We start from the raw sequence: 12,277 nt of genomic DNA on the forward strand, positions 1-12,277 counted from the left end.
GTCCGCTCCTGTGGCTGTGGTCGCTCCCAATGCGGTTAAAACCGCTTTAAAAATCGATCCCAAGATTAAAAAAGTGGCTGTCTTTTTTGCCCAAAATGATGCTTTTAGTAAATCGGAAACGGAAACTTTTCAAGAAACCCTAAAGAGTTTAAATCTTGATATTGTCACCGTGCAGAAATTCCAAACCACCGATACAGATTTTCAAAATCAAGCCACCGCCGCTATTAATATTAAACCGGATTTAGTGGTTATTTCTGGTTTGGTTGCTGACGGGGGTAATTTGGTCAAACAGTTGCGACAATTAGGTTATCAGGGTTTAATTATTGGGGGCAATGGTTTAAATACTTCTAATATTTTCCCAGTTTGTCAAGCTCAATGTGATGGTATTCTCATCGCTCAAGCTTATAACCCGGAATTAGATAATCCTATTAATCGGGATTTTGTCGGCGCTTATACAGCAGAAAATAAAAAAGCACCGCCCCAATTTACCGCTCAAGCTTTTACGGGAATTCAAGTTTTTGTCGAGGCATTAAAACGGGTAGATGATAAAAATAAACTCAGTACACTTTCCCTCGAACAAATTCGCCAACAATTAAATCAGGAAATCTTAGCGGGTAAGTATGTCACTGTCCTGGGAGATATTGCTTTTACTCCCGAAGGGGAAATCATTCAGGATAAATTCTCCGTCGCACAAATTAAAATGGATGCCGATGGTAAAAATGGTAAATTTACTTTTGTGGAAAATTAATAAGTAAGTGGTTCTTCTCGCTTCTACCTCGTTGCAAGGGTATCCCTTGCAACGAATTTCCAGAGGTTCTAGCTTTTGTGTAATCCTAAATCCTGTTTAAAGTGTTTAAGACTATTAAATTTGTGACTTTCCCTCACCTATAGGTGAGCAGCAGAAGTTATTCAAAGAGGGCGAATGCAATTCGCCCCTACAATAATATTATTAATATTATTGCGCCAATGGTAGGAGCGCACCGCGTGCGCCCAAAATGTCCTCTAGATATTTGTCCAAAATTGAGATGCACCCAAATTATCCCTATTCTTCTTCCTTCCACACAAAAACCAGAAGAGCCTTGCTCTCAGCTATTTCTGGAATTTCTGGCGATTATTAGTAGTGAAATTTACAGGAAACAATAACAATTTCTTGATCAGACACGCTATGAACTAGGCGATGTTCTTTTGTAATGCGTCGTGACCATAATCCTGATAGTTCATGTTTTAATGCTTCTGGTTTTCCTAATCCAGAAAAAGGCTCTCTTTGAACATCTTTAATAAGGCTGACAATTTTAGCGTAAACTTTTTTATCTGCGATTGCCCATTGATTAAACTAATCAAAACTTCGGGTTAGAAAGGCGACTTTCCTGATCAGTTAGCAGCATTTACATAAATATAACTATCAGGATTTTTCAGAGATTCTATTGCCTCTTGGAGATGTTGACGGTTAGCTTCTGTGGAAAGCAGATAGTCCGTTTCATCCATTTCAGCCGCTTCTTTAATCAACAAAATCGCTTCGACAACTGTTCCTTCTGGTAAGTCGAGGGGAGGTAAACTAAGTTGACCATTTTTGATGATTGTTTGGTATTTTAGTGCATTCATATAATTTTACTATTCTTGAGATTTTATTAATTATAGCAGTTTCAACGATAACTTGGCTCTTCTCGTTTCTGTATAGTCTTACCTCGTTGCAAGGGTATCCCTTGTAACAGATTTCCAGAGGTTCTAGCTCTTGTGTAACCCATCAGGGAAGGGAGGGAAACACTCCCTCCCTTGTCTTCAGTGTTAAGAATGTTGGACATAGATAAACAGGCGATTTAGTGGGAAAAATGCGCTCGCTGTGGGTTAATCCGGTTAGAAGCGGCTCAATTTAGCTAATATAAACAGAATTTTGCCACAAAAGTTCTTGTAAATCTAGCTAGGGGTTGCTGAATAAATCTAAGTGGGTGGGTGGAATTAAATATAAGATGAACGTAGAAGCATGAAACCCAACGCCCGCTCATGTTACACTACCGCTAACCCATCCTACAAATAATTGTGCCTCCCTACTTAAGTGTTCTGATAATTGGAACAGAGATCGCAATATATTCGATATGCTATAATCTTGAACAGTTTCGTTAGTAGTTAAATCCATGCTAGTTTTAGCCGGTGATATTGGTGGCACTAACACCAGGTTGTGTTTGGTAGAAACGGACGGAAAAAATGAATCAACTCTCCGAGAAGAAATTTATCCGAGCGGCAATGAGGGTTTAGTTCCTTTAGTGCGACAATTCCTGGGTGATGAGTGTAATGTTTATAAGGCTTGTTTTGCTTTGGCTGGCCCTGTTCTGAACAACAAATGTAAAATCACTAATTTACCTTGGCCAGAATTAGATGCGGCCCGGTTACAAGAAGAATTGAACATTGCTAAAGTGAGTCTTATTAATGATTTTGTAGCAATTGGCTACAATATTGTCTTAGAAAAAAATAAATCTTTAGTTACTTTACAGGAAGGTGAATTTTTGCCTGATGCGCCGATCGCTATTATTGGGGCGGGTACGGGTCTGGGAAAGGCGTTTGCAGTTCCTGAAGGTGATAGCTATCGAGTGTTTCCAACGGAAGGAGGCCACGAAAGTTTTGCTCCTGATAATTTGTTAGCTCAGGAGTTATTAGCATATCTTCGGGCCGACGGCAAGGTTGATGTGGAACGGGTGGTTTCTGGCCCAGGAATTGTTGATATTTTTCGTTTTTTGCAGGATCGCAAGTTTGCTTCTGAAGATGTGGGTGATTTTTTAAGTCAATTTGATCCTGGGGCAGCAATCGCTAAAGGAGCAGCAGCAGGTCATTTTCTTTGTCAGCAAACAATGGCAATTTTTGTAGAAGCTTTTGGGGCTGCGGCAGGGGATATGGCGGTGAGTTTTTTACCGTTTGGCGGTTTATATATTGCGGGGGGAATTGCAGCCCAAAATATTGAATTGATGCAAAATGGCAGTTTTATTAAGGCATTTACAGATAAGGCACGGGTTAATCCTGTTTTGCTAGAAAAAGTTCCTGTCCATATTGTTTTGAATACCCTAGAGGGATTAAGAGGTGCAGTAAAATACGCTGCTACAAAAATGTAGAAGCATAGGATAGACAATCCTAGAAGTTGTCTTGATTGTGAGGGTATTCAATGCCCTTTTTGTTGATTTGCCCTCATAATTGCAAATCTACCATTAGTTACAAAACCCGCCTCAATAGCGTGTCGAGCTGCCCCCCACATGACAATGCTGTTATCTTGAAAAACTTTAACAGAAATGCCTTCGTTATAAGCTTTGAAATTTCCCTCTTTATCAATAAAGGCATTGATAAATTTGCCTTCTTTCAAGATTTCAATGGGAATATCAATACCGCCAATATAAACTCCGCCACTGGCTTTATAGGTAAGAGCCAAATTCCCTGCTTGCGCTCCCCAAATAGAGATAAAAAAATCCAAAACTTCTTTACATAATGGATTCCCTTCCTGGGCAGCTTGAATGATAGCATCAGCATCATTGATATTTGGCTGATTTTCCCATTCAGAAAGACTTTGAAAAAAATGATAAATTCTGGTTAAACCAGGAGCAGAAAGAACATACTCATAACTAACGGGACTATTATCCCCCTGCTCTTGTTTCAGTTCTTTCAGAAATTGTAAAAGTTCCCAATCTTTATCTATTCTAGCACCGAAGTCCGCATGACCACCTTCCGAGGAGATTGGTTTTAACCCTTTTTTTTCATCATGGCTATACCATAATGCTTGACCTAAACCTCCACTCACTAGCATTAATACTCGGCGATCTTCAGGATTTGGGTGAGATTTACCAGGATAAAGTTCTTTTAGCTGCTCTTCTCCATTTCCCAAAAAAATACCATAGCCAATTGCTTCCATATCATTGATAAAAGAGACAGGAACATTGTTATAGGGAAGTTTTTGTCTGAAGTCATGCTCTGTAAAAGTTGCTTTAAATTCCTTGCGATCAACTCTAGCCTCGCCATGATCAACAGGTCCTGCTATACCAAAACAAGCACCATAAATATCTTCATTATCACTATATTGCCCATAATAATATTGCTCTAAAAATGTCTCTATCATGTTTTCCAAGCCTTGAGCATAATCCTTAGTTGTATAAGTTTCATGGGCAATTAAGGCATCCAGCATCACTTTTTTTTGAGAGTCATCTTTTTTGTGAGTAAAAAGACCGAATTCGCTTTTATCACCTGCAATTTTGCCAGCGAGAATGACCATAAAATTGACTCCTTTATAGTAAATATATCTAAATGAAAACAGCAACCAAAAAAAGACTAAAAACCTAATTCTTCTAGCTCATTTTTAATCTTCTTAATTTTTGCTTGTGAGCGTGTTACGACCAGTCCTAAATTAATTCCATCAGGAGCGATAAAGCAAATAGCAAAAGGTGTTGTTAGTTCGACAAAATAAACCATCATCGTTCCCTCCGCCAATTTAAAAATTGAGTATGTGAGATTGCCAAAGGCAGTTACCTTGCCAAAATTATCTAAAGCTTCTTGAATCTTACTGAGGGATTCAAATCCTTCAATTGCTTCTCCTACTGCATCACCACCGTCTGCAAAAAGAGCACGATAAAGCTCTGGATCATCAGATTTGAGTCGTTTATTGTGATACAGCGGTAGTCCATTCTCTAGATTAAAAATAAGGATTGATTTTAGGTGTCCTTTTGAGGTGGTAACAGTCTCGTCCAGAAGAACATCAAGTTTTTCTTGTTCGGGTCGTTGTTGTGTCATAAGAGAGATTCTCGCAATTTTAGTCTTGAGGAAGTTAAATACTAATTCCTGAAAATCATTTTCGTTTAAATTTTGATATTTGTCAAGTATTTTTCCGCATTCTTTTAGGGGTTCTTGGATTTGAGATTGGTCTATTTCCCCAAGACAGTATTGGTCGAAGGTAATAAAAATTCTTTGTTCTCTCTCAGGGTAAGAGCTATGGGGAGCAAGAGCAAAGTCAAATAGTTCTTGATAACTCCAGTTTTTGATCTGCGATCTAACAAGAAATTCTAGGTATTTACGGATATTTTCGACAGGAATATCAGACTCATTTACCCATTCTAAAAGCTTTTTTAAGGCAGCAGTTTGAGAGGTTGTCCATTGTAAAATCTCTCGGAGTAGAAAGTCAGAGTAGTTATTTTTCCCTTGTAATGATGGTCGAGAAGTTGTGATCAATGAAACAGCTTCAGATTGAACAGAAGGTGAAGCAGTTGTCCAGACTTCCGCCACTAAACTGGTCATTACAAATTCAATCTCTCCTTCCTCTAATTTAGGTGTGGGCTTTTTTCCTAGCCATTCTAGGGCCAGTTTTAGATCATTATTTTGTAATAAATAAGATGATTCTTGACGATCCGAATCTTGCCAACCTCGAAAAGCTTTTTTATAGGGACGGAGTCCCGCCATGACTTCCTTGATCCAGTTTTGATCTAGAATTTTTTCATAAATCTTGTTGAGTATTCTTAAATTATGCTCCTTATCTAGAATTATAAAACACATATCTTTTAGTTTACGATGTTGTGGATTTTTTTCATCAAAGAGAATCGGCTCCTTTTGAGCAATTTTTTCAAAGAGAGAAATTAAATCAAAACTGTCATCTCGATTTAAAAATTGGTCTCGATCTTGACGAAATAGATCATATTCTTTAAAAAGCTCTAAGTTTGAGGAATTTGATAAAACTAAATTTTCTAGCCAACCTTGAACTTCATCCTGTTGTAAATCCACAACGTTATTGTTTTTAGCAATATGAAAAACTATTCTATTGAATTTATGTAACCCTCCTGTCAAATCATTGGCCGATTGAATTATACTTTCCATCGTCCCTTCATTGATCTGTAAATCAGAAAATAAATCTTTGACTTCTCGCCAAAAAGTCTTCGATCGATCCAAAAAATTACCTTCTTTTTCATAAAGCTTCCCGTTATCCTCGTTAAATTTTATCCTCCATTTCTGTACCCGATCACATTTGGTTCCGTACAATAAGTAACGTTCTTGTAGATCATAAGCCAGATTATTAGTTTCTTTCCATTTTTCCCATTTTTCCCAATTCTCAAATTCTTCAATATATAAACGCAGTTTTGCTTTCTCTTGTTCAACCCAATTTAGATTAAAAATCTCTTTATATATGGGATTATAAAGTCTTAATTGACCTTCATCTTCTAAAACCAAACCAGACAAAGTTAGTTCTATTTGCTCAGAAGTATTTTGATAGTCTATCTGCCCATTTTCCAAAATTCCTTTGTATAGCCCAAGCCGATCAAAAGCTTTTGCTTCATTATCCAAAAGACGTTTTTCTATTGTTTGAAAATGAACAGGTTCATCTTGAGTTTGCCAATTATTAATAACCTTTAAATTTACAACTTGTTCAACAGTAGTAAACGGGTTACTTTGACGTTCTTTTACTATAAGATGACAAAGTTTTTGAGTTAAAAAAGGTTGTCCTCCAGTCCAATGAATAATTTCTCTCATTAATTCTTTAGATGCGCTTTCTGGTGTTTTTAACTTTTCACCCAGCATTGTTATTAATGGTTGAACCTCATCTAACTTAAACGGTTCCAGGGTGATCGCCTGACCAATATTAAATGGAGTAGATTGAGGATCCCGAATGAAATTTTTAGGGGAAGTTGTTCCCACTATGCAGTAAGTCAAGCGATTATAAGGATTATTATCATCTCTTGGCTCTCTTTTTTCAGAGCAAGAACGAATAAATGCCAAAAAAGCATCGGTGTTCGCAGGTTCAGAAAATGAAAAAAGACACTCTGCTTCATCAATAAAAATCACAACTCTTCGATCTAGTTGCTTAAGTACATATTCTTCAAGAAAATTTATATGTCGTTGCAATGGGGGTACATTATTTCCAAAATCATTCCACCATTTGTTCAGTTCTTTCCCTGTCATGATTTGCAAACTTTCAGCTTCAGCTATCGATTGAGTGATTGTAAAACACCAGCCTTCCCAATTAATCTTTGGTATTCCTAAACCACTTAGATCGATGATCACAGAATCAACTTTGGGATTACACTTCTTTAAACGATCAACAATTTTAATACGTAAGCTGGATTTTCCAGTCTGTTTAGAATTTAATATATAGCAATAGTTGCCTTTTGTTAATTTTTCAAGTAACTCATCATCTGATTTCCGATCAACATAAGTTGGATTACCAGCCTTTAAGCCACCGCCAAAGGTAAAGCCTGTCAAATTATCTGTCAAATTATCTGTCATTTTTAACTCCTTAACTTGAAATTAAAGTAATTGAGCAATATATAGCATTTCTGATTCACAAGAGGTACATTCCCGATCCTGAACAGCTTAATCAGCAAAGGTTTAACTGTGCCGCACAGATGCGAGAAACGCTATATACAAGAGAAATTTTATAGAAGAGAAGGTTTGATGGCTGAGGCTGTTATTAGTAGTTGCTCCATTCTTCAAAAAAAGCTAAAACAGCTGTACCCACTGGACTATCTGTAATATAGTAGTCAACAACGGCAAAAAAAGCAGCTCTGCTAGACTGAAACAATCGATCTCTATTGAAGAAATTTCGTCTTAAAACAAGAGACCATTTGCTTTTATTATTTCCTAGTTTTAGATTGTCGTTTAATCTATTAGAAACAAGTGTTCTTGCTTCTTCCTCAGTAATATCAGGGGAAATGTCACTTAGCAGTTGACCAACTTCCTGCATAAATAAAGAAGAAATAAAATATAAACGATATAAATCACAGCTTGAAACGAAACAACCATTATCAGCGTTTTTGATTAATCCTAAACTACGCAAGTTAAATGCAGATTTTTGAGGTAAATCTACTGAGTTTGGATATTGTTGAATTATTTTAATATAATCATTTTTAAGATATTCGTGGCTCTCCTTGGATAGAGTTTCTAGAATTTCTCCAAGATGATGATTGAAAATCCCTGTTTTTGTAGGAGATTCCTCCTTTACTTGTTGTAAAGTTTGAGTCGGGTTTCTTCGTAAATACTTGAAGGATTCATCTAAAAGAAAAGGATGACCCCCCACAAAATCAACAAAATCCTTCAAGATTAGCTCATCAGTCCTACTGAAATCCTCCTGTAGATAAAATTTCAATAATTCTTTTGCTTGTAAAGGTGAAAATCCAGTTAATCCAGTTAATTCATCCACTCCTATGCCAACATTAAATGGTGAGTGATTAATATCAAGTACTGGGTAGTCATCTGTTGAATTAACAAGAATCAATTTCAAATTTTGCCACTGTAATTCTGTTTTTTCGTGCCAAGCTCGCAACAAACAACAAAAATCCTCAAAAATATTTACTTTATCAAATAAAACCTCAAACCGATCAAAGCCAACGACTAGCTCTCCCTGACTAAGTAAATAATCCTGAAAATAGTTTGTAGGTTTTGTCTGACTTAATCTAATTCCCCAAGTTTCAGAAATATTCCTTTCAATATCCTTATCCTCTATTTGTAAACATTTAGAAATTTCAATACACAGTGACTTCTGAAATTGTTCATAATCATCAAAAATTGGATTATTCAGACCCCACTCCGAGAAATCAATACTAGCGGTTCGGTATCCAAGGCTTCTAGCATAATCTAGAGTTTTTCTTAGTAGGAGAGTTTTGCCCATTTTTTGAGGAGCTTTAATACGAATCAGGCCTCCAGGATTTTGAATTGCCTGACGACAGGTCTCCTCGATAGGAGGGCGTTCTATGTATATAGGAGTCATTGCTTGCATTAACACCTCGACTTAACAAACGCTATTTTGAGTTATGGGTTTCAGTATAGCACAATTGGGCAGTTCAGCAATTCCCCCTTGAAATACAGTTCTTCTCCAGAGCAACTGATCTTTACACCGGTTGCTTTATTACTTTGGCACAGCCAATTCCCTATTCGATAAACTTTTTGATCGCTGTGGACGAATCTGGTTAGAAGCGGGTAAATTTAGCTAATATAAACAAAATTTGGGAGCATCTCACCTTTGTAACCTTTAAATCAGGTTTTTATGTCAAGCTATTTTGAAAGCCTTGCTAGAAAACAGTTTTAGTGACAAGTATAATTACTCACCTGCATAAATGAGATGCTCCCCAAAATTTTGCCCGAAAAGGAGTTATAGATTTAGCTAAACAGGTTTTATTACTGTAACTGATGACCACAGCTACTACAAAAGCGATCGGTTGCCGCTACTTTTGCCCCGCATTGACTACAAAATCGCGTTTTACTGACGGTTTTTGCGTCTCCCATACTCATTTTCATATCTCCCATCTCCATTTCCATAGGGGCAAAATTCATCGACATATTGCCCATTTTCATCGGTTGCATCGGTTGCATTGGTTGCATTGGTTGCATCGGTGAGGAGGAGAAACTGGTAGCAGTGGTCGATTGAGAGGACTGAGAAACTCCAGAGGTATGAGGAGAGGAAAAACCGATACTGCTTCCTTGAATTTGGATTCTGTGGGGTCCGGTTTCAGTGATAATTTCAATAATCGCCCCTTGGGGAATTATCTCTATTTGGGGTTCTTTTGTCCAAACTCCCGTGGCAAAACTACTGCTAGACTGCTGTTGTTGTCCCACTGCACCACTAGCGAGGGTTACAATCGTCTGCAGCCCTTGATTATCGAGATAGAGACGTTGTCCTGTGGGTAATTCACTATAAATAGCCATATTTTTGACAGGAAAAAGTAAAAAGTAAAAAGTAAAAACCTAGTTCACACCCCTAGGATCCAGTCTAGCGAGGATAGAAATGTTAGAGGATTTTCTTAAGAATTTTATCGACAAAAAAAGGGCGGTTTCACCCACCCTCACCATGTCTCAAGAAAACAAACTTTTTAACGGACGCTACCGGCTAATTTATCGACCCGAATCGGTTTCATCAGGTACAATTTGAGAAATTGCCAAGCGTTAGAGGCGAAGATAGGCAATTTCTTCAGGAATTTAACCGGTGCGGCACTGTTTTCGCTATCGATCGCCCGTAATCCCTCGTTATTGCGAACACAAATCTCTAGGCGATCATAAAATTCAGGACTATCCACATCAAGAACAATCGGGAAGACGCGGCCGGCGGTTTCATTGGTCTTCTCGATTACATACTTATCGTACTCGCGAGCGTCCAAACCGAGAATGGCGTAGAAACCAGAACGCTGAGTATCATTGAGATACATCGTAGCGAAGACCGAAAGCAGGAAGAAACGACACCAGAGACGAGCGCGCCAATCATTAAGAATATCAGGCTGCGCACGCATGATCGCATCGAAGAAGTCCCCGTGACGGTTTTCGTCTTGACACCAATTCTCGAAGAAGTTAAAAATCGGATAAACCCGATCTTCGGGATGTTGTTCGAGATGACGATAAATGGTGATATAACGCCAATAACCGATTTTTTCGGAAAGATAGGTGGCGTAGAAGATAAATTTCGGTTTAAAGAAGGTGTAGTTACGGCTTTTGGTTAAAAATCCCAAGTCAAGGGAGAGGTTAAAATCCGATAAAGCCTTATTAAGGAACCCAGCGTGACGCGCTTCGTCCCGGGACATGAGGTTAAAGCATTCTGCGAGGACGGGATTTCTGTTTTTTAAACGTCTGCCGAGTTCTTTGTAGAGAAGAAAGCCGGAAAATTCAGCCGTGCAGGATCTTTCCAGAAATTCCACGAATAAACGACGAGTTTCGCCATCAATATGCTCCCAAGAGCGATCGAATTCTTGATTGCGAACGAAGTGATGCCGGTTATAATCGGTACGGAATTCCTCTAAAATCGCTTTCAGTTCTTCCTCGTTAGCGGCGATCGACATTTCCGCCATCGCTTCAAAATCAGTGGTATAGAAGCGGGGAGTGAGGATCGTTTCTTTGGCGGGAACTTTTATACCTGGACGGATTTCCTCGAATTCTGGTTTTTGGATCGTGCTGACCATAGGGATTATTGATTTTACTCTGGGATGATGATTGAGACGAGTAAAGGCTCTGACTTGATAATGACGAGCCGTGAAAAAACGGCTAGGATTCACTATAGCAAGCTCTCAGCCCTAGACTCCCTTCCTGTTCATTAAAAGTTACAACTCTTAATTAAGCTGTGTGAACAAACCCAGATTTTTCGCTGGGAGTCTTGACAAATGTTCGGGGGTGTGGGGTTTGTTCAGTGATCGGTAAACAGTCATCGGTAATCGGTGAACTGAAAACCCACATCTGATAAGTAGTCGTGCAAAATTAATTTCCTAGTGAAGAAAGGCACTCATGCAAGAGGCAAGAGGCAAGAGGTGGTTAGATGTATGTAATTAATTTTGCTTAGGTACTTAACAAGGGACAAATCTAAAACCTAATTGGTTAAGTTAAAAGCATCGATCGCTTCTATGGTAAGTTAAGCTGACCACACAGAACCTAGAAGAGCCGAAATGATTTAGATGAGTCAGCAACCCCCTCAACCTCTTTCAAAGCCAGATCCGAATCTTCCAGAACTCAAAACCAAGACGGGTAAAAGAGCAGAACGCTTGTTGCTGAACGTTTGGGAACCCCTAGATGTTTTAGGTCGAGGGTTAATGGGGGATTTATGGAGAGCCGTTTATCTCTCGGTACAAGATGCGATCGCTCTTAGTATTTTGTTACAACTTCCAAGTTTCATCGGTCGTGTCATTATCGGTAAAGACTTTTCTGGTTTTGACGTATGCCTGCAAGAAAACCCGTTGGGCGTATCGCGCTATGCTTGTTTTATAATCATCACATCTGACTTTTGCCTATGGATTATTCTAGCCGGTCGAATCATTGGGCGCTTCTGGGTAGATCTGCGTGGATTAAAAGGAGGTAATAAGCATGGCTCAGGGAAATCATAATGAATTAAATCTCTATGAAGAGGCTAAGGCTGGTTTATTTTCCTTAGTTCAGCAGACTGTGGCTGTATTCATAGGTTTTGTCCTCATGTTACTATTTGCTGGAGGTGCTCCTTCAAGTTTTGTCATAGCACTAAGCTTTTGTCTTGGTACTGCTTTTGTGGCTTGGAGTGAACAGAAACGAGTAAGAAATTTGAAAGCAGTTGACTCATCCATTCCGCCAAAAGAATCTGAGACTGCAAGTATAGTAACAGAAGAACGATCTAACAAAAATTCAAGTATTTTAGATATTCAAACCCTGCGTCAACAAAGGCTTTTGGAAGACCTAAAGATACTAGAAGAAGAATTAATGACTACAAGTTCTGTACCTGATCAATTTCGACTACGTGAACAGATTAGAGGTCTAAAGAGCGAGATTGGGAGTCTTCTAGGAGGAATAAGATTAGGTGTTGAGGGAGACTATTACAATGTTA

General features: G+C 38.5%; 10 protein-coding genes and 1 pseudogene. 4 read left to right on the plus strand and 7 right to left on the minus strand.

Features of this window, described 5'->3' with window-relative positions; all coding sequences use genetic code 11:
• The coding region (locus PX484_RS06925; protein WP_288103256.1) for an ABC transporter substrate-binding protein at nucleotides 1-748 on the plus strand (748 nt) is incomplete at its 5' end.
• A gap of 366 nt (nucleotides 749-1,114) precedes the next feature.
• On the opposite strand, the gene PX484_RS06930 is transcribed toward PX484_RS06925, so the two are convergent.
• Together PX484_RS06930 and PX484_RS06935 are read right to left on the minus strand one after the other, a co-directional pair.
• Nucleotides 1,115-1,318 (minus strand): Txe/YoeB family addiction module toxin, encoded by a 204-nt coding sequence (locus PX484_RS06930; protein ID WP_071839462.1) that lies wholly within the window; start codon nucleotides 1,316-1,318, stop codon nucleotides 1,115-1,117.
• A 53-nt stretch (nucleotides 1,319-1,371) separates the two neighbouring features.
• Nucleotides 1,372-1,602, minus strand: a complete 231-nt coding sequence (locus tag PX484_RS06935; protein WP_004162699.1) for a hypothetical protein — start codon at nucleotides 1,600-1,602, stop codon at nucleotides 1,372-1,374.
• A gap of 530 nt (nucleotides 1,603-2,132) precedes the next feature.
• On the opposite strand from PX484_RS06935, the gene glk reads away from it, so the two are divergent.
• A complete protein-coding gene (gene glk, locus PX484_RS06940; protein ID WP_104396728.1) occupies nucleotides 2,133-3,101 on the plus strand; it encodes a glucokinase in 969 nt (322 codons plus the stop codon).
• 47 nt (nucleotides 3,102-3,148) lie between these two features.
• On the opposite strand, the gene PX484_RS06945 is transcribed toward glk, so the two are convergent.
• The 5 genes from PX484_RS06945 to acsF all read right to left on the minus strand — a co-directional run bounded on the left by PX484_RS06945 (nucleotide 3,149) and on the right by acsF (nucleotide 10,895).
• Nucleotides 3,149-4,246, minus strand: coding sequence for a glucokinase (locus PX484_RS06945; RefSeq protein WP_002735893.1), 1,098 nt, complete (start codon nucleotides 4,244-4,246; stop codon nucleotides 3,149-3,151).
• Nucleotides 4,247-4,302: 56 nt separating this feature from the next.
• Nucleotides 4,303-7,239 (minus strand): AAA-like domain-containing protein, encoded by a 2,937-nt coding sequence (locus PX484_RS06950; RefSeq protein WP_287765633.1) that lies wholly within the window; start codon nucleotides 7,237-7,239, stop codon nucleotides 4,303-4,305.
• 184 nt (nucleotides 7,240-7,423) lie between these two features.
• Nucleotides 7,424-8,728 carry an AAA-like domain-containing protein gene (locus tag PX484_RS06955; protein WP_287765630.1) on the minus strand — a complete coding sequence of 435 codons (1,305 nt, stop codon included), beginning with the start codon at nucleotides 8,726-8,728 and terminating at the stop codon, nucleotides 7,424-7,426.
• A 398-nt stretch (nucleotides 8,729-9,126) separates the two neighbouring features.
• Nucleotides 9,127-9,654 (minus strand): zinc ribbon domain-containing protein, encoded by a 528-nt coding sequence (locus tag PX484_RS06960; RefSeq protein ID WP_287765627.1) that lies wholly within the window; start codon nucleotides 9,652-9,654, stop codon nucleotides 9,127-9,129.
• A 164-nt stretch (nucleotides 9,655-9,818) separates the two neighbouring features.
• Nucleotides 9,819-10,895: a magnesium-protoporphyrin IX monomethyl ester (oxidative) cyclase gene (gene acsF / locus PX484_RS06965; RefSeq protein ID WP_002752007.1), complete on the minus strand. Its 1,077-nt coding sequence runs from the start codon at nucleotides 10,893-10,895 to the stop codon at nucleotides 9,819-9,821.
• A 486-nt stretch (nucleotides 10,896-11,381) separates the two neighbouring features.
• Here acsF and PX484_RS06970 point away from each other — a divergent pair, with 486 nt between their 5' ends.
• Together PX484_RS06970 and PX484_RS06975 are read left to right on the plus strand one after the other, a co-directional pair.
• Complete coding sequence (locus tag PX484_RS06970; RefSeq protein ID WP_172963183.1) at nucleotides 11,382-11,807, plus strand: hypothetical protein; 426 nt, start codon at nucleotides 11,382-11,384, stop codon at nucleotides 11,805-11,807.
• Nucleotides 11,788-12,277 (plus strand): annotated as a pseudogene (locus PX484_RS06975) (hypothetical protein); the annotation flags it as partial. The gene PX484_RS06970 and the pseudogene PX484_RS06975, both read left to right, overlap by 20 nt.

The organism is Microcystis sp. M49636_WE2, from assembly GCF_030065375.1.
Classification (GTDB): domain Bacteria; phylum Cyanobacteriota; class Cyanobacteriia; order Cyanobacteriales; family Microcystaceae; genus Microcystis; species Microcystis aeruginosa_C.

Excerpts from the sequence above, each read along its gene's own strand:
- PX484_RS06935 (WP_004162699.1), bottom strand. The coding sequence starts at position 1,602 with ATGAATGCACTAAAATACCAAACAATCATCAAAAATGGTCAACTTAGT.
- glk (WP_104396728.1), top strand. The coding sequence starts at position 2,133 with ATGCTAGTTTTAGCCGGTGATATTGGTGGCACTAACACCAGGTTGTGT.
- PX484_RS06945 (WP_002735893.1), bottom strand. The coding sequence starts at position 4,246 with ATGGTCATTCTCGCTGGCAAAATTGCAGGTGATAAAAGCGAATTCGGT.
- PX484_RS06950 (WP_287765633.1), bottom strand. The coding sequence starts at position 7,239 with ATGACAGATAATTTGACAGATAATTTGACAGGCTTTACCTTTGGCGGT.
- PX484_RS06955 (WP_287765630.1), bottom strand. The coding sequence starts at position 8,728 with ATGCAAGCAATGACTCCTATATACATAGAACGCCCTCCTATCGAGGAG.
- PX484_RS06960 (WP_287765627.1), bottom strand. The coding sequence starts at position 9,654 with ATGGCTATTTATAGTGAATTACCCACAGGACAACGTCTCTATCTCGAT.
- acsF (WP_002752007.1), bottom strand. The coding sequence starts at position 10,895 with ATGGTCAGCACGATCCAAAAACCAGAATTCGAGGAAATCCGTCCAGGT.
- PX484_RS06970 (WP_172963183.1), top strand. The coding sequence starts at position 11,382 with ATGAGTCAGCAACCCCCTCAACCTCTTTCAAAGCCAGATCCGAATCTT.